This is a genomic window from Paenibacillus sp. YN15 (assembly GCF_003285005.1).
Taxonomy (GTDB): Bacteria; Bacillota; Bacilli; order Paenibacillales; family NBRC-103111; genus Paenibacillus_AR.
In genome coordinates, this window is record NZ_QMFA01000051.1 from 1 (window position 1) to 16325 (window position 16325).

Sequence of the window (16325 nt, forward strand, 5' to 3'; positions counted from 1 at the left end):
AGCTCAGTAGGTAGAGTGCATCCATGGTAAGGATGAGGTCACCGGTTCGATTCCGGTTGGAAGCTTTGCAGTTGGCCCGTTGGTCAAGGGGTTAAGACACCTCCCTTTCACGGAGGTAACAGGGGTTCGAATCCCCTACGGGTCATACATATCCCGGGCGCTTAGCTCAGCCGGGAGAGCATCTGCCTTACAAGCAGAGGGTCGGGGGTTCGATCCCCTCAGCGCCCACCATTTGTATTGGGGATTAGCCAAGCGGTAAGGCAACGGACTTTGACTCCGTCATTCCTAGGTTCGAATCCTAGATCCCCAGTTCTTATGAGCCATTAGCTCAGTCGGTAGAGCACCTGACTTTTAATCAGGGTGTCGTAGGTTCGAGTCCTACATGGCTCACCATTTGTTTTATGCGCGTGTGGCGGAATTGGCAGACGCACTAGACTTAGGATCTAGCGGGCAACCGTGGGGGTTCAAGTCCCTCCACGCGCATCTTTATCTCTTTTTCGCGGACGTGGCTCAGTGGTAGAGCATCGCCTTGCCAAGGCGAGGGTCGAGGGTTCGAATCCCTTCGTCCGCTCCATATGCACCCTTAGCTCAGCTGGATAGAGCGTTTGACTACGAATCAAAAGGCCGGGAGTTCGAATCTCTCAGGGTGCGTTTACAAAGCTTTACGGGACGTAGCTCAGCTTGGTAGAGCACCTGGTTTGGGACCAGGGGGTCGCATGTTCAAATCGTGTCGTCCCGACCATCAATCTTCATATGCGGGTGTAGTTCAATGGTAGAACTCCAGCCTTCCAAGCTGGTAGCGTGGGTTCGATTCCCATCACCCGCTTTTCTAAATTAAAGAACCGCGAAGCCTTGATGCATAAGGCTTTTTTGTTGTTTGAGGAGATACTACGGAGAGGATTTGAAGGACAAAAGGAAGACCTTTTGGGGCAAAGGCAAGATGTACTTGATGCTTCAAACATAAGCTTCAGTGGGTTACGAAAATAAGACTTTTGGCCGTGGAATCGAAAATGTACCAAATGTGTACCAATGAAAAAGAACGGGAAAGGCGGATGACACAGAATCGTGTTCATCCGCCTTTATTGGTAGCAATATCAATTGACTTGCCTTGGCCTGCTCAGAACCCCGCACCGCGGCGAAGGGAAAACAATCGTTTATATTATTGGGTAGCCAAGAAGTGCTTAAGTTCGTCCTGATCCTGGATGGGATTTATATACTTCAAATTATATGCGGTCGAAATGGTTTGGAAGTCCTTGTCATTATTGCTGACTAATATAGCGTCGGTATGCAGTGCAGTGGCGGCAATTAGCACGTCAGGAAGCTTTACTTTTTTTTCATAGTGGTACGCCAATTTGGAGCGTATCTCACCGGAAAGGTTGGCAATCTCTCTGTTTACCTCGACCACTTGATCTGAATCGTTTATAAACTCTTGAAGTAATAACTTCAGCTCATGATTGGTCGCAACTGAACTTACGGAAAGCAACTCAGCCTCGGTAATAACGGACAGAAGTTTTTCGTGTTGCTCATTCTGCTGGAATAATTCCTCCATAAACCGAACTACAGGCGGAAACTCTCTGAAGAAGTATATACAAACATTCGTATCAAATAAATATTTGCTCAAAGATGGCTGCCCTCCCTGTCTTCTTCCCCTTCTCTGTCCGCCAGGGCTTGAAATTCCTGCTTAATGGCAGGCGGAGTGTTTTTTAAAATACCGGCAGTTTTTCTAAGGATGCTGAGTCTTTGTTCACGCTTCAAGGTTTCATCAGCACGATATTGTTTTTCCAAGTGAATCACCATTCCCTGATCATTTTCATCGATTTTCATAGTTGCAAACCGTTTGGAGTTAATCAACCTTTGGAATTCCGCCAAAAAGAGTGAATGATCATAAATTTGTTTCATTGAATAGATCACCTCACCATATTTTCGTCGTTCCTGGTATTCTACATTCATACCTCTGGTCAGGGCATTGACTTACCATATCTACATTATATCCGATAATGACATATAGAGATACCACTGACTCACTTGGTGCATTGTAAAGCCGCCGCTACGACTCTATTTCCTCCAGGCAAGAGTTGTACACGTTCAGAATAGCAGTAATGATGCCATGGCTTTTGAAGCCTCCATCCAGCAAATTGACCGTACGTTGGGTCAGAGTGTCGGCCGGTTTAGGATGTGGTCCAAGGAAAACGTCGCGGCCTTGGCATGTCTTGGTTGGAAGCGGCAATGTATGGAGCGGTTTACGCTAACCTGATCAGCGGCTTTAGCCGCGGAACCGAAGAGACGGCGCAACATACCCAGGACTTGCTCGAAGCGTCTGCTGTCGTAGCATCCTCTACCGGACGAACCATGGAACGAATTCGGTCAGGCTTGCTGGGCAAGACCGGAGCCATTGAGGACTTGGGGATTAGCGTCAATATCGCAACCCAACCTACTCTCCGGACAGAGAATCTGTTATTCAGCGAAAAAATCGAGTTTTTCCGGCTGGGCGGACTGAGAGGCCGTTATTTGGCGAAAATGAGTCAGTTTGGGCAGCTTTACGAAACAATAACGCATCGTGTGTCCGCGAAAACTATAAAATCACGTAAATGAGAGAAATAACGGCTGTACGGTCCGCATAATGGAGGCTGTTTGCCTGCCGGCAAGAACCGTCCAGCTTCGCGGCGCTGTTCCGGTAATTATCAAATAACCTTCACGATTTGGCGATTTGGAAGGAGGCGCTTTTTGCTATAATTGAAAATGATAATCAATATACTTGATGCGGCCATACTATATTCGCTTCCATTGTTTACGCGAAGGCAGGCAGAGGAGGTTGTTTCCAGGCATGAATATCAATGAAATCATGGAAGAGTACACGGCGGAGCCGATAATGATCCTGCCGACCTACTACCGCCGGCATCCTGTAGGCTATGTGGAACCGGGCTACCTGACAACAGTATCGGCCTTCCTCTTTCCGGTGAAGGGAGAGGGATACTTCAAGCTGGACAACCAGTCCTTCCGTTTCCGCCCGGGAATGGTGATTCACGGCTGCCCCGGCAAATGGCTTACCTCCGGTAATTTAACGGACAAGCCTTTAGAATTCTACATTATGTATTACCGTCATGAGAAGGATAGCGACGGCTACATGCATCGGGCGTATGAGATGGAGATCGGCTCCTGCCCCAGTCTATTTGCCACCCTCAAAATGCTGGCGGATGTGTCCAAACACCTGGATACCTTCTCCAAGTTTCAGGCCAAAACGCTGGTGTACACTGTGCTCTCTGAGCTGTTCGGCATCATGAAAAGCTCCCAAAATAACGAAATCCAAAGTATTGTTGAGGAAGCGAGAGGGTACATCGAATTCCACCATATGCGCCAGCACACTCTTTGCGATTTGGCCGGACGGTATGGGATGTGCCCCAAATATTTCTCCGAGGTATTCAAAAAATATACCGGCATCAGTCCCATCGATTATTTGATTGCGTACCGGATGAAGGAGGCCCACCGCCTGTTGACGTCCACCTGCGCCACCGTAAAGGAAATTGCCGAAATGGTGGGCTACACCGATGCCTATTACTTCAGCAGGCTTTTCAAAAAACAGTTTGGCCTTGCCCCTACCCAACTCCGCGCGCTCCCCATTGAACAGGCCAACTAAAAACGATCCCCCAAAAGCGACGAGATGCTTCGCCGAAGGGAATTCCGAATACTTTTGGGGAAGCTCCCGGAATGAAAGGGAAATTGTCCATCCTTGGTTCAGGAAATCCTCCATTTCTCTCACTCTATGCACATGCTAGAATGCTTTATATATTGCAATTGCGAATCGTTATCAATGAGGAGAGTTGCAAAATAGAGAATCTGCATTCAAAAAGTGGAGGGATTGGATTGAAGAAGCTATTGGCATTATGCTTGACATTTGCATTTGCAGCTGGACTGATGGCTGGCTGCGGCGGTAAGGAAGCTGCCGAGAACGGAGATAATGCGGCTGCCGGAGCAAGTCCTGCCGCATCCGTTGCGGCCAGTGCAAGCCCTGCTGCCTCTGCAGCTCCGAAGACAGAAGCGGCTGCATTCCCGCTGACATACAAGGATGCGCTGGGCAACGAGATAGTGATTAAGGAACGGCCGAAGCGCGTAGCTGTCGCCTTCTTCCACTTCCTCGAACCGTGGTTTTCCTTGGACGTAACCCCCGTTGCGGCCGACAATGCAAGCTCTCTGTTCGGCTTCCTCTCCTTCCAGCCTTTTCTCAAGGAGCAAGCCAATGTTCTGGATCTGGGCAGCCCCGTCAGTGTGGAAAAGGTGCTGGAATCGAAGCCTGACCTGATCATTGCTGCTACCCCTTACAATGACAAGATTATGGACCAATTGAAGCAGATTGCCCCGGTAGTAGTATTCAAGAATGACCTGGACTGGAAAGGCCGCCTGCTGGAATTCTCCAAGCTCATCGGCGAGCCCAAGAAGGGCCAAGACAAGGTGGACGAAATCGAAAAGCTGATCGCCGCCAACCGGGAGAAGCTGGCTGCCAAGAAGGATGAGACCGTGGCCTTCATTTCCTTTAACAATAAAGGCACCTATACAGCCTTCGGCTTGGACCGCTGCGTTGCCTTCTATGACAAAACAGCCGGCCTGGGCCTGACACCGCCTGCCAACTATCCTGCTGTGCACGGCAAGGATAATATCTTTACCTTGGAAGGGCTGCTGCAGCTCAACCCCAGCTACATCTTCCTGTGGGATGATATGACCAGCAACTCTGAAGAGACCACTCTGGAGGAGTTGAAGAAAAATCCTGTCTGGAATACGCTGACCGCCGTCAAGAACAATCACGTGTTTATCATTGACCGCGCAGCTTTCTCCGCTGGCCCTCTGGGTGTGGAATACGGCGTGAAAGCCATCAGCGAATTCATGCTGAAATAATGAAAACCCAACAGAATCAAACAGGTATCCGTCCAGGTAAAGGGCGGGGCCTGTTTTGGCATATTGTCCATGGGGTTATGGCGTAGGAGGCAACAGGAATGAACCGCGAGGCAGCAAAAATGCTGGCAGTTCCCGGGGCTGTCAAAATGAAAATCCATACCGGCTGGCTGATTATCCTGGCCGGGTTTGCCGTATTGTTAATCGGTATGCTCTATTCCGTTTCCAAAGGCTCCATGCCCATTCCTCTTCAAGTGGCATGGGATGCGGTATTTCACCGGGATGAGACCAATCCCCAGCACATGGTCATCTATAATCTGCGTCTGCCCCGGGTCATCGCCAGCGCCTTAATCGGCGCTTCCTTCGGTGTGGCGGGAGCCCTGATGCAGGGCATGACCCGCAATCCCATGGCGGATGCAGGCTTGATGGGCTTAAACGCAGGAGCGGGATTCATGCTGTCCATCTGCTTTGCGTTTTTTTCCGGAATCTCCTATCTGCAGATTATTCTTCTCTCCTTTGCTGGTGCGGCCATGGGCGCCGGATTGGTGTACGGCATTGCATCTCTGCAGCGGGGCGGGGCATCTCCCATGCGGCTGGTGCTGGCGGGGGCGGCGGTGACGGCGCTATTGACTGCGCTTAGCCAAAGCATTGCCATCTATTTTAACGTGGCGCGGAGTCTGATGTTCTGGACCTCCGGCGGCGTGGCGGGAAGCGACTGGAGCCAGTTGAAGCTGGCGGTGCCCATTACTATAGCGGCCATCATCGGCGCCATGCTGCTCTCCCGCTCCGTATCGCTGATGAACCTGGGCGAGGATGTGGCCCAGGGGTTGGGGCTGAGAACAGCGGCGGTTAAAACCATCGGAACGATTCTGGTGCTTCTTTTGGCAGGGGCGTCTGTCGCTGTAGTGGGAGCGGTGGGATTTATCGGCCTGGTGGTGCCTCATGTATGCCGGGCGCTGGTGGGAGTGGATTACCGCTACATTATTCCCGCCTCTGCGGTATTCGGCGCGCTGCTCTTGGTGGCGGCGGATTTGGTGGCGAGAACCATCAATCCGCCTTCAGAAATCCCCATCGGTGCGCTGGTGGCCTTGATCGGCGTGCCCTTCTTCCTTTATCTGGCCCGCAAGCAAAGGAGGGCCGGCTAAAGATGGCACAAATCGGCTTAACCATGGAGCAGTACCGCAGGAGGATCATTCGCCGGAATGTGGTGGTGGCAGTGGTAATCGCTCTCCTGCTGGCCATTTCATTTGTCATCAGCATGAACACGGGATTTTCCCGGCTGACGCCGCTGGATACCATCCGGACCTTGTTCGGAGGAGGCACGGAAAAAGAAAATATGGTGCTGTTCCAATTCCGTCTGCCCCGTATTGTCCTCTCCCTGCTGGTGGGAGCGGGTTTGGGTTTGGCCGGCTGCATCATACAGGGAGTGGCCCGCAATCCGTTGGCCGATCCGGGTTTGCTCGGCATCAATGCAGGCGCCGGATTAATGGTGCTGCTGTTTATTATGTTGGCGGGCGCCAAATCCACCGGCTCCATTTTTCTGCTGCCGGTATTGGCCTTGGCCGGAGCGGCTGTGGCCGCTGTGCTGATTTATGTTTTCGCCTATAAACGGGGGGAAGGAATCAGCCCGCTGCGGCTCATTCTGGTGGGGATTGCCCTGCAGGCGGGCATTACCTCGGCCATGACTGTGCTGGTCATGAGCTTGGATGAAGCCCAATTCGATTTTCTGGTGCAATGGCAGGCGGGCAGTATTTGGGGCTCGAACTGGAAGTTTGTATGGGCGCTTTTGCCCTGGCTGATTGTGCTTGTGCCGTATGTATGGTCCAAGGCCCGGATGCTGGACGCTCTGAACCTGGGGGATGAGGTGGCAGGCGGCCTGGGCGCCCGGGTGGAGAAGGAGCGGCGCAGCCTGCTTATGGCAGCGGTGGGATTGGCGGCCTCCTGCGTGGCGGTCAGCGGCAGCATCAGCTTTGTAGGGCTGATTGCTCCGCATCTGGCCAAAATGCTCACCGGGACCCGCCATCATGTCCTCCTTCCCATCTCGGCTTTAACGGGAGCGCTGATTGTGTCCGCCGCCGATACCCTTGGACGGATTGTGGTCAGTCCCGACGAGCTCCCCGCAGGCCTGGTTGTAGCGGTGGTCGGGGGACCCTATTTCCTTTACCTGTTAATCCGCAGCGGCAGATAATCCTTTATATTTGATGAGAAAAAGAAAGCGGGTGAGTCCGACGATTATTCAAGACAGCTATGTTTCCGGGCTTCGGCACCTGCGCCGGTTGTCCGCAGTGAAGTCGGAACGGGCCATTGAAATGCTGACCCCGGCGGCCAATCCAGGCAGCCACTGCCCGATGCATACCACACTGTCCCTGGCTGGGCGGATGGCCGGTGTGTCCACATTGGTCATCGGCATGCCGGAATGCGGAACCTACAGCAAAATGGTGATCCCGGAGCCATTCGGCAAACAAGGCGAGCTTCATTGGGCGTATCTTTTGGACGGCAATGAGGTGGTATTCGGCTGCAGCAAGGGTTTGGGCGAGGCCATCAAAGAAATGGACGCCGCCGGGGCCCAGGCGATCCTGCTGATTGTCACCTGCATTCCCAACCTGATCGCCGAGGATGTGGAATTGCTGGTTCAGGAGCTGGAGCCACAGCTTTCAACGGCGCGGCTGGCTGTGGTGCAGGCCGCCCATTTTACCTGCAGCAGCCATCCTCCCGGATTCTGGAGAACCCTGGCCGCAATGGGCAGCCTCATGGATGAGGGCCCGGACACCGGCACTGCCAGGACAATTAACATCATGAGCTTTGGCCCGCCGCGGAATGCCGCCGGACCGGAGCTGGAGGAGCTTCTGGACGGGCAGGGCTGGCAAACACGCTATCTGACGCCTGCCTCTTCGCTGGATGAGTATCTGGAAGCGCCCAAGGCGTCGTTAAACCTGGTGGCTTCTCCGCATTTTGCCGAGCTGGCGGCGGTGATGGAGAAACGCTTCGGGATTCCCGCCGTTCAGCTCCATAGCGCCTACAGCTGCGCGGATATCGGACAGGCTTATGAACGCATTGCCGACATATTGGGTATCCCCCAAAAGGATATCGCCTCCCCTGCGCAGGAAAAGCTGCTTCGCCTGGAGCAGGAGGCGGAGGATTGCGCCAAGGGCGTCACCTTCGCCATTACCGACGGACACTTGGACCCGCTGCCGTTGGCCGCTTATTGGACCCGCCTGGGCCTGGAGCCGCTCCTGATCCATATGGAAGGCTTCGGACAGGGGGATAAGGCGTGGGGACGGACCATTGTCAAAAGCGGGCATGACCCGTTGATTTGCCACATGGCCAACCCGGAAACAGACGCCGCCGTTATTGCGGAGCTGTCTCCCGGCATCTGTGTGGGGCGGCCGCTGGCGCCCCGGGCACCGGGAACAGTCTACCTGGAGGGGCTGTCGGCACTTGCAGCCACCTGCGGCTACGCCCGCAGCATCCGGATGCTGGAGAGCTTGTGCAAGGCCATACAACAAGAGTAGCAAAGGAGAGAGAGCTGTGGGATTGTACCGGTTTCGTCCGCCTGCATCAGGGCGGATGGGAATTCTGTGGACCCTGTCCACCATCCGCAATGCCGCTCTGGTGGAGTTTGGGTCCATGGGGCATATGGTGTATGCGCGGGTCGCACTGGAGCGGATGGGAGTAAGCGGAGCCTGCGGATTATACGCCACGCATTTGAATGAAAACGACATTGCCCTGGGGTCAACGGACCGGCTGCTGGAGGCAGTGCGGGCTGTGATGGAAAAGGACGTCCCCCAAGCCCTATTTCTGCTTCCGTCCTCCGTTCCCGAGATTATCGGAACCGATTTGGGCGCCTTGGCCAAGGAGCTGCGCGGGCTGTACCCGAAGGTGCCGGTGATGGCCTTCGGCAAAGGCGGCTTCCATGAAGACGCCTGCCATGGCGTGGAGGAGGCGCTGACTGTTCTGGCCCGGGAGCTGGCTTTGCCGCCGGAACAGGAGCAGCAGGCTGCCTGGGAACACAAGGCGGAGCCCGGCACCTTCAACATCATCGGCTCCTGCGCAGACCGCTTCCGCTTCCGTGCGGAGGCCGCCGAGCTGGAGCGTCTGATGCGGGGAGCTTTCGGAATGAAGCCCCAATGCGTCATGACCGCCGGCGCTTCGGTGGACTCGCTGCGCACCTTGGGGGCTGCAAGCCTCAATCTGGCGGTGCGGGGAGAGGCGGTTGCCGCCGCGGAGCTGCTGCAGGGCAGCTATGGGACCCCTTATGTGCAGGGATGTCCCTATGGCATTGAAGGCACTACCCGCTGGCTGACGCAGGTGGGAGAGGCCATCGGCTGCAAGCCGGATGCCGGGTTTGTCGGCCGGGAGGCAGCCGAAGCCAAACAAGCCGCCCGCCTGCTGACGCAGACCGTCCGCTACCGCAAAGGGAAGGCGCGTTTGTTTTTGGGCGGGCCCGCCGAGAGCGTAACGGGAATCAGCGCTTTTGCCCGGGAGGAGCTGGGGATGACGGTGGAGGCTGCTTGGCGGGACAGTCTCTACGGGGAAAGCGACGCCGTCCCCTTCTATACGGAACGGCAGTGGATGGAAGCGGCCAAGGCTGCGGAGGGTGCTATCCTGATGGCCAGCGGGCAGACCCTGCAATGGGCGGGCCGCCCGGATACGCTGCAGATTGCCAATCCCGATCTGGCCTGGCGGATCAATCCCCATGCCCCTCCTTTTGCCGGCTACCGCGGCGCTTTGCATCTGATGGAGCTGTGGGCCAACGAAATGATCCGTGAAAACTGAGAAAACTGCAGACCAGAGAAAGGAGGCCGACCCAATGGCCGCTAAACCGGCAGGCAACCGCTTGAACTTATCGCCCCGGGAACCGGCGTCCGCATTTGCTTTGACCGGCACGGAATGTGTGGGTGGTGGAACGGCAGCGTGCTGCTGGAGGAGGAGGCGGCCTTCCGGCGGAAGCTGGAGGAAGCGGACGGCCAAGCCCGGAATGGGGAAAGCTCGCAGGAGCCGGAGCGTATGCTGCTGATTGCCGCAGGCGGGCATGAAGGGGGAGGCGACAGCCGCATGCTGGAAAATGCCATGGAAATGGGGCAGCGCCTATCGGCTCTTGAATCCCCGCTCCTGCATGTATTTGTCAAAGAATTCGACGGCGAGGGCCATATCTCGGTGGTTCCTGCCTTGTTGGCCAAGGGAATCCGCCTGGCACTGGCTAAAACCGCAGAGGAACGGGCGTGGAATGTTTAGCGGTCCAACCGGGGAATTTCGGAAAAAAGTCTTGCGAACACAGGCCTATCCACTTATAATGATAACAGTTCTCATTAGAATGATAATGCGAATCATTATTATTAAGGGAAACTACAGCTATGAGGGGAGTAATTATTGTTATGAAAAAGGTTGGTTTGACAGCATCGCTGGTATTGGGTCTGGGTATGATTCTGGGGGCCTGCGGCAGCAGTGAAAATGCAGCCGATTCCTCCCCTGCCGCTTCCGCAAGTCCTGCTGCCAGCGCATCCGTTGCAGCTTCCGCAAGTCCTGCTGCAGCTCCGGCGGACCAAGGGCCCAAGACGATTACATATTTGGATAAACAATATCAGCTGGCCGGCACCAAGAACATTGTTGTAGCCAGCCTCGAGGCTATGGAGGACGCAGCCGTTCTGGGCGTGAAGCCCGTAGGCGCCGTTACCGACGGTGTCAAGATTCCCGACTATATGGCCAAGGCCATGGAGGGCGCCGTTGAAGTGGGCAACCGCCAACAGCCCAACGCGGAAGCCATTCTGAAGCTGAAGGCCGATGTGATTATGGGCACCTCCAAGTTCCAGGCGGCTGTAGTGGAGCAATTGAACAAGGTTGCGCCCATGATTCCGATTTCCCACATCTCCTCCAACTGGGAGGCCAATCTTCTGGCTATGGGCCAGATTGCCGGCAAAGAGGCGCAGGCCAAGGAGATTATCGAGAAATACAAGAAGGACGCCGCTGCCGCCAAGGATAAAATCGCTGCCAATGTGAAGGACAAGAAGGTCCTGATGGTGCGTATCCGTACCGGGAACATCTATGTGTATCCCGCCGATGTATACTTCAACCCGTCCTTCTATACCGATCTGGGCATTGCCGTGCCGGAAGAGATCAAACCGGTAAAGGCCCAGGAGCTTGTATCCCTGGAGAAGCTGGCCGAGATCAATCCAGATTATCTGTTCGTTCAATTCGCCGAGGCCGAGAATAAGGATCAGCCCAAGTCCCTGGAGGAGCTCCAGAATAATCCCATCTGGAAAAGTCTGAAGGCGGCCAAAAACGGCAAGGTTTTCGTCAATATCGTAGACCCCAACGCCCAAGGCGGCACCTCCTGGAGCAAGCTGGCCTTCCTGGACAAGGCCGTTGACGCCCTCAGCAAATAAGCCCCATGTCGCAAAAGGCGGTTTCACCTTACCTGATTCTGGCGGTTTCGCCCGTTGCCGTTGTGCTGGTCCTGCTGGCTTCCGTTATGTACGGAGCCAAGTCCATGGATTGGACGACGGTAAGGGATGCATTCTTCCACTTTGACCCGGATAATGTAAACCATCAGATTGTGCTCCACTCCCGGCTGCCCCGGGCGGCGGGAGCCCTTCTGATCGGCGGATTCCTGGCCATGTCGGGCGCCATGATGCAGGGGATGACCAGAAACTATCTGGCATCCCCTGCCATTATGGGCGTCTCCGATGGGGCCGCTTTTGCTATTACGGTGACGATGATTTTGATGCCCAACGGCTCCTCGCTTGGACTGGTAGCAAGCTCGTTTATCGGGTCGGCCTGCGGGGTGGCACTGGTTTTCCTGCTGTCCTGGATGATTCCGGGAGGAATGTCCCCTGTGCGCATGGCCATTCTGGGGACGATTATCGGCACCTTCCTGAGCAGTGTTTCGGCGGCGCTGGCCATCTCCTTCAATATCTCCCAGAATGTCAGCTTCTGGTTCAATGCCCGGCTCCACCAGATGAACCCGGATTTGATCAAGCTGGCCCTGCCTTTGGGACTGGTCGGGCTGGCTGTGGCTCTCATTCTGGCCCGCCCCATTACTATTATCTCGCTTGGCGATGATATTGCGGCGGGATTGGGCCAACGCACCTTCTGGGTTAAGCTGGCCACCATGGGCTGTGTGGCGCTGCTGACGGGGGTTTCAGTTGCCCTGGCAGGCAAAATTGCCTTTGTAGGGCTCCTTATTCCCCACATGACCCGTTATCTGGTGGGTGTGGACTACCGTTGGGTGATTCCCTGCTCCGGCCTGATGGGGGCTGTTTTCCTGGGGCTGTCAGATGTGCTCAGCCGGTTTATGAACTATCCCTTCGAAACGCCTATCGGTGTGGTCACCTCCGCTGTAGGCATTCCGTTCTTCCTGTATCTGATCCGGACGAGGGGAGGCGGCGAACGTGCATCCTAAAGCCACTCCTGTTCGTTTGGCGGCTGTAATTGGGTCGGGGCTGTTGTTGTCTGTTGTGGTGGCTATCTTAAGCCTCATCAGCGGCGAATTTGAGCTAAGCGTGTCCGAGGTCATCCATACTCTGCTCCGTCTGGAAACCACTCCCCAGCGGGACTTGGTGATTTTTGACTTCCGCTTGCCCCGCATTGTGCTGGGGGCCTTGGTGGGAGCGGGATTGGCTGCTGCGGGAGCGGTGATACAAGGGGTAAGCCGCAACGGCTTGGCGGACCCGGGGATACTGGGCATCAACGCCGGAGCGGGAGCCGCCATTGTCACCTTCATGTTCCTGTACCAGGGCCAGATTCGCACCACCGGCTGGTCCGCCATTTTGGCCATGCCCTTCTTCGGTTTGGCGGGCGGTATTGCCGCCGCTGTCCTGATTTATCTGTTTGCCTGGAAATCCGGCAGGCTGGACCCCCAGCGGCTTCTGCTGACGGGTATTGCCATCAGCTCCGGCTTTGGCGCATGGACGCTGTTTCTTTCTCTCAAGATGAATGCCTCGGATTTTCAAATGGCTACGGTGTGGCTGTCGGGCAGCATCTGGAGCGCCAATTGGAAGTTTGCGGCATCGATTGCCCCTTGGCTCGCCATCCTGCTGCCGGTGATTTACCGGAAGTCCTATGTTCTGGATCTGTTCCAGCTGCACGAAAGCAGCGCCATCAGTCTTGGCGTCCGCACGGAGCGGGAGAAAACCCTGCTGCTTCTGGCCAGCATCGGCATGGTCAGCGCCTGCGTATCCGTATCGGGAGGCATCGGCTTTGTCGGTCTGTTGGCTCCCCATATTGCCAGACGGCTGGTGGGACTTCATCACAGGCATATGCTGCCGGTTTGCACCATTTTGGGGATGCTGCTGGTAATCCTGGCGGATTATATCGGCAAAACGGTGGTTTCCCCCGCCGAAGTGCCTGTGGGCATTGTTGTCGCCATTATCGGCGTTCCTTATTTTGTCACCCTGCTTATGAAACGCCCGGCCTAAAGGAGGCTTGTACCGCATGCTTATGAAAGGCAGCCTGATCAAGGACCAACTGGAGGACCGGGAGATCACCATCTACCTTCCTCCCTCCTGCGGGGCCTGTAACCTGAGGCTCCCCCTGCTCGTGGTGCAGGACGGGGATTACCTTTTTGCTTCCAATACAGAGTTTCTGGAATCCAGCTTCGCCCAGGGTAGGCTTCCGGAAATGATTATTGCCGGCGTGAAGCCGTTTAACCGGCTGGATGAATATACGCCCTGGCCCGCCCCTGCGCTTGTGCCGGAGCGTCCGGATTTCGGCGGAGGCGGCCCGGAGTATATCCGTTTTCTGACGGAGCGGCTTCTGCCGTATCTGATGTCCAATTATTACGCCGACGGCAGCCGGGAAATGACCGGCATTATCGGCGCTTCCCTGGGCGGGCTGCTCTCCTATTATGCGGGCGCCATCCGGCCGGATGTGTTCGGCAAGGTGGGTATGCTGTCCGCCTCCCTTTGGTACCGGGGGATAATGGACTTTATCCGCCAGGACGCGCCTTCGGCTGCGGCCCGCAATCAAAGGATGTATATGTCCGTCGGCACCCGGGAAGGGGAGGGCAAGGAGACGGCCCAGAAGGAGATGCCGGCGCTGAACCGGGAAGCCTACGGGCTGCTGGCCCAGAGCGGGATCGGACCTGACCGGCTGCGGCTGGATGTAGAGGAAGGAGCCTTCCACGAGCATTCCAGCTTTGTGCGCAGGTTCCCTGAGGCAATGGAATGGCTGTTCGGACAGCCTGCGGGATTTGTGGAAGAGGCAGCGCTCAATTGCAAGGAGGCGTAAGCGGTATGGATAAAGCGGTCCAAGAGCCTGATTTGGAGGAAACAGGAGCGGTTCATGTGCCGGGAACCGATTCCTGGGTGATGGAATGGCCCGAGTCCGGACGGTCGTACCGGATTATGGCGGCGGTGCCGGCAGAGGAGGCCCCTCCGGAGGGGTTCCCCGTGATTTATCTTCTGGACGGGGATTCCTGCTTCGCCATGGCCGTGGAAACTCTCCGTTTGATGACCCGCAAGCCTCATGGCTATGATCCGGCCATTCTCATCGGTATCGGCTATCCGGCAGGGATGGACGCCTCCAAGGAGCGGTTCCTGGACTATACCACGCCTGCGGAGGAATCTATGCTGCCCAAGAGGGGCGATGGTTCGCCTTGGCCGGCGGTTGGTGGAGCGGAGGCGTTTTTGGATTTCATCACCGGAGGGCTGAAGCCGCTGATAGCCCGGCGCTATCCCGTCAATGCCCGCAGGCAGTCGCTGTTTGGGCATTCTCTTGGCGGCTTCCTGGCGCTGCACGCGCTGTTCACCCGGAGGGAGGAATTTGCCGCTTATGTGGCTGGCAGTCCTTCCATCTGGTGGGCGGATCGGGTGCTGCTTCAGGAAGAGGAAGTCTTCCGGCAGCAACAGTCGGAGGCGGCGGGCGATAACGGCTCTGGCCCTCCCGCCCAGTTGTTCATCGGCATTGGAGAGCTGGAAAAAGGGCACAGAAGCCGGATGTGGGAAAATGCGGAGGAAATGGCGGAGCGTCTCTCCTCCAGGCCGCCGGCCGGGCTTATGACCACATTCGGCAGGTTTGAGGGGGACGGTCATGTGTCGGTAATACCCGCGTTGATTTCCAAAGGCATCCGGATCGCATTATCCAAGTCCCATGACGAAAGAGGGCGTATAATATGAAAAATCGTTTGTATACCCAGCAACTGGATATTGCCTATGAAAGCCGCTTGATCGTAGAGGACCTGAATTTGTCCATTCCCTCCGGTATGATCACTGCGCTGGTGGGAGCCAACGGCTCAGGAAAATCCACTATTCTGAAGACCATGTCGCGGATTCTGAAGCCGCGCAAGGGCAGCGTGTTCCTGGACAGCAAGGCGATCCACCAGCAGTCCACCAAGGAGGTGGCCAAGCAGCTGGCGATTCTGCCGCAGAATCCGGTTGCCCCGGATGGCCTGACGGTGGGCGAGCTGGTGGGCTACGGACGGTTCCCCCATCAGAAGGGCTTCGGCACCCAGACCCGGGAGGACCGGGAGATTATCCGCTGGGCTATTCAGGTGACGGCCATGGAGGATTACTTCGACCGGCCGGTAGACCAGCTCTCCGGCGGCCAGCGGCAGCGGGCGTGGATTGCCATGGCTTTGGCCCAGCAGACGGACATTCTGTTCCTGGATGAGCCGACTACCTTCCTGGACATGGGGCATCAGTTGGAGGTGCTGAAGCTCCTGCAAAAGCTGAACCGGGAGGAAGGCAGAACCATTGTAATGGTGGTTCACGACCTGAATCACGCCACCCGGTACGCCGGGCATATGGTGGCCATCAAGTCGGGCAAGGTGGTCAGCCAGGGCACACCTGCGGAGGTCATGACCCGGGACGTGCTGCGCATGGTGTTCGGCATTGAGGCGGATATTATTTCCGATCCGCGGACGGGCGTTCCCCTATGCCTGCCCTTTGAGCTGGCGCGGGAGGAAGAAGAGGCGGCGGCGCCGGTCCTCCGCGAGCTGTTGGCAGCAGGCGGTCGGGGGCGGTAGCATGTGCGGGAGGCGGCGCATTTTTTCGGGGATGCGCGCGCGCCGCGGCTGATAGGGCAGTTCAATGACAGTTCAGATGCAAGAGGCTGTTTCCGTTGGGGGAAGCGGCCTTTTTGTTTTGTATCGGGAGGGGGAGCGGCATCAAGAGCAGAACCAAGGCAGCATCGGACAAGTGTTTCGGCGGACACAGGTTCCGTTAATGAGACAAAAACCGCCGGTTTTTCATCTGGGCGGACAGAGGAGCCGTTAAGTGGTGGAAAACCGCCGATTTTGTATCCCGACAAGACAAATAACGCATCGTGTGTCCGCGAAAATTCCAAAAGAGTGTTTTTAGCCAAAATAACGGATTGTCAGTCCGCATACCCATGCGGCAGTGCGGAAGGCTTGGAACCAGAAGGTGAGACACATCGGGAGGGAGCTGCATAACCTGAAAATCAAGCGGCAGCAGCCCTGACAGGAGCCTGAAGGACGGAGAAAATTT

The 16325-nt window shown here is 56.1% G+C and carries 15 protein-coding genes and 10 tRNA genes; 23 read left to right on the plus strand and 2 right to left on the minus strand.

What is annotated here, in order from left to right:
• From DQG13_RS26915 to DQG13_RS26960, 10 genes are all read left to right on the plus strand, one after another.
• Positions 1-62 (plus strand) — tRNA-Thr (locus tag DQG13_RS26915).
• Positions 63-73: 11 nt separating this feature from the next.
• Positions 74-145, plus strand: a tRNA-Glu gene (locus DQG13_RS26920).
• Positions 146-155: 10 nt separating this feature from the next.
• A tRNA-Val gene (locus DQG13_RS26925) sits at positions 156-231 on the plus strand.
• 7 nt (positions 232-238) lie between these two features.
• Positions 239-310 (plus strand) — tRNA-Gln (locus DQG13_RS26930).
• 7 nt (positions 311-317) lie between these two features.
• Positions 318-393, plus strand: a tRNA-Lys gene (locus tag DQG13_RS26935).
• Positions 394-403: 10 nt separating this feature from the next.
• Positions 404-483: transfer RNA gene (locus tag DQG13_RS26940), tRNA-Leu, on the plus strand.
• A 16-nt stretch (positions 484-499) separates the two neighbouring features.
• A tRNA-Gly gene (locus DQG13_RS26945) sits at positions 500-574 on the plus strand.
• Positions 575-577: 3 nt separating this feature from the next.
• Positions 578-651 (plus strand) — tRNA-Arg (locus DQG13_RS26950).
• 14 nt (positions 652-665) lie between these two features.
• Positions 666-742 (plus strand) — tRNA-Pro (locus tag DQG13_RS26955).
• Positions 743-755: 13 nt separating this feature from the next.
• A tRNA-Gly gene (locus tag DQG13_RS26960) sits at positions 756-826 on the plus strand.
• A gap of 333 nt (positions 827-1159) precedes the next feature.
• On the opposite strand, the gene DQG13_RS26965 is transcribed toward DQG13_RS26960, so the two are convergent.
• Both DQG13_RS26965 and DQG13_RS26970 read right to left on the minus strand, forming a co-directional pair.
• Entirely contained in the window at positions 1160-1621 is a 462-nt protein-coding gene (locus DQG13_RS26965) for a type II toxin-antitoxin system VapC family toxin (RefSeq protein ID WP_181593018.1), read from the minus strand.
• Positions 1618-1899, minus strand: coding sequence for a hypothetical protein (locus tag DQG13_RS26970; protein ID WP_113023279.1), 282 nt, complete (start codon positions 1897-1899; stop codon positions 1618-1620). The genes DQG13_RS26965 and DQG13_RS26970 overlap by 4 nt, the downstream gene beginning before the upstream one ends.
• A 925-nt stretch (positions 1900-2824) precedes the next feature.
• Between DQG13_RS26970 and DQG13_RS26980 the strand changes: the two genes are divergently transcribed.
• From DQG13_RS26980 to DQG13_RS27040, 13 genes are all read left to right on the plus strand, one after another.
• Positions 2825-3634, plus strand: coding sequence for a helix-turn-helix domain-containing protein (locus DQG13_RS26980; RefSeq protein ID WP_181593019.1), 810 nt, complete (start codon positions 2825-2827; stop codon positions 3632-3634).
• Positions 3635-3861: 227 nt separating this feature from the next.
• The gene (locus DQG13_RS26985) at positions 3862-4887 is read left to right on the plus strand and encodes an ABC transporter substrate-binding protein (RefSeq protein ID WP_181593020.1); all 1026 of its coding nucleotides are present in this window, start codon (positions 3862-3864) and stop codon (positions 4885-4887) included.
• A gap of 98 nt (positions 4888-4985) precedes the next feature.
• A complete protein-coding gene (locus DQG13_RS26990; RefSeq protein ID WP_113023283.1) occupies positions 4986-6029 on the plus strand; it encodes a FecCD family ABC transporter permease in 1044 nt (347 codons plus the stop codon).
• 2 nt (positions 6030-6031) lie between these two features.
• The gene (locus tag DQG13_RS26995) at positions 6032-7072 is read left to right on the plus strand and encodes a FecCD family ABC transporter permease (RefSeq protein WP_113023284.1); all 1041 of its coding nucleotides are present in this window, start codon (positions 6032-6034) and stop codon (positions 7070-7072) included.
• A gap of 13 nt (positions 7073-7085) precedes the next feature.
• Positions 7086-8396, plus strand: a complete 1311-nt coding sequence (locus tag DQG13_RS27000) for a nitrogenase component 1 (RefSeq protein WP_113023285.1) — start codon at positions 7086-7088, stop codon at positions 8394-8396.
• 16 nt (positions 8397-8412) lie between these two features.
• Entirely contained in the window at positions 8413-9660 is a 1248-nt protein-coding gene (locus DQG13_RS27005) for a nitrogenase component 1 (protein WP_113023286.1), read from the plus strand.
• Positions 9661-9798: 138 nt separating this feature from the next.
• Positions 9799-10119 (plus strand): hypothetical protein, encoded by a 321-nt coding sequence (locus DQG13_RS27010; RefSeq protein ID WP_113023287.1) that lies wholly within the window; start codon positions 9799-9801, stop codon positions 10117-10119.
• 140 nt (positions 10120-10259) lie between these two features.
• The gene (locus tag DQG13_RS27015) at positions 10260-11267 is read left to right on the plus strand and encodes an ABC transporter substrate-binding protein (RefSeq protein ID WP_113023288.1); all 1008 of its coding nucleotides are present in this window, start codon (positions 10260-10262) and stop codon (positions 11265-11267) included.
• A gap of 5 nt (positions 11268-11272) precedes the next feature.
• Positions 11273-12283 (plus strand): FecCD family ABC transporter permease, encoded by a 1011-nt coding sequence (locus tag DQG13_RS27020; protein WP_113023289.1) that lies wholly within the window; start codon positions 11273-11275, stop codon positions 12281-12283.
• A 16-nt stretch (positions 12284-12299) separates the two neighbouring features.
• On the plus strand, positions 12300-13298 hold the full coding sequence (locus DQG13_RS27025) for a FecCD family ABC transporter permease (RefSeq protein WP_258525886.1): 999 nt from the start codon (positions 12300-12302) through the stop codon (positions 13296-13298).
• 16 nt (positions 13299-13314) lie between these two features.
• A complete protein-coding gene (locus DQG13_RS27030; RefSeq protein ID WP_113023291.1) occupies positions 13315-14109 on the plus strand; it encodes an alpha/beta hydrolase in 795 nt (264 codons plus the stop codon).
• A 5-nt stretch (positions 14110-14114) separates the two neighbouring features.
• On the plus strand, positions 14115-14996 hold the full coding sequence (locus DQG13_RS27035) for an alpha/beta hydrolase (protein WP_113023292.1): 882 nt from the start codon (positions 14115-14117) through the stop codon (positions 14994-14996).
• On the plus strand, positions 14993-15844 hold the full coding sequence (locus tag DQG13_RS27040; protein WP_113023293.1) for an ABC transporter ATP-binding protein: 852 nt from the start codon (positions 14993-14995) through the stop codon (positions 15842-15844). The genes DQG13_RS27035 and DQG13_RS27040 overlap by 4 nt, the downstream gene beginning before the upstream one ends.
• Positions 15845-16325 lie beyond the last annotated feature (481 nt).

Bases quoted from the DNA above. Each gene is read 5' to 3' on its own strand.
- DQG13_RS26970 (WP_113023279.1), bottom strand. From the start codon at position 1,899: ATGAAACAAATTTATGATCATTCACTCTTTTTGGCGGAATTCCAAAGG.
- DQG13_RS26980 (WP_181593019.1), top strand. From the start codon at position 2,825: ATGAATATCAATGAAATCATGGAAGAGTACACGGCGGAGCCGATAATG.
- DQG13_RS26990 (WP_113023283.1), top strand. From the start codon at position 4,986: ATGAACCGCGAGGCAGCAAAAATGCTGGCAGTTCCCGGGGCTGTCAAA.
- DQG13_RS26995 (WP_113023284.1), top strand. From the start codon at position 6,032: ATGGCACAAATCGGCTTAACCATGGAGCAGTACCGCAGGAGGATCATT.
- DQG13_RS27000 (WP_113023285.1), top strand. From the start codon at position 7,086: ATGAGAAAAAGAAAGCGGGTGAGTCCGACGATTATTCAAGACAGCTAT.
- DQG13_RS27015 (WP_113023288.1), top strand. From the start codon at position 10,260: ATGAAAAAGGTTGGTTTGACAGCATCGCTGGTATTGGGTCTGGGTATG.
- DQG13_RS27020 (WP_113023289.1), top strand. From the start codon at position 11,273: ATGTCGCAAAAGGCGGTTTCACCTTACCTGATTCTGGCGGTTTCGCCC.
- DQG13_RS27030 (WP_113023291.1), top strand. From the start codon at position 13,315: ATGCTTATGAAAGGCAGCCTGATCAAGGACCAACTGGAGGACCGGGAG.
- DQG13_RS27035 (WP_113023292.1), top strand. From the start codon at position 14,115: ATGGATAAAGCGGTCCAAGAGCCTGATTTGGAGGAAACAGGAGCGGTT.
- DQG13_RS27040 (WP_113023293.1), top strand. From the start codon at position 14,993: ATGAAAAATCGTTTGTATACCCAGCAACTGGATATTGCCTATGAAAGC.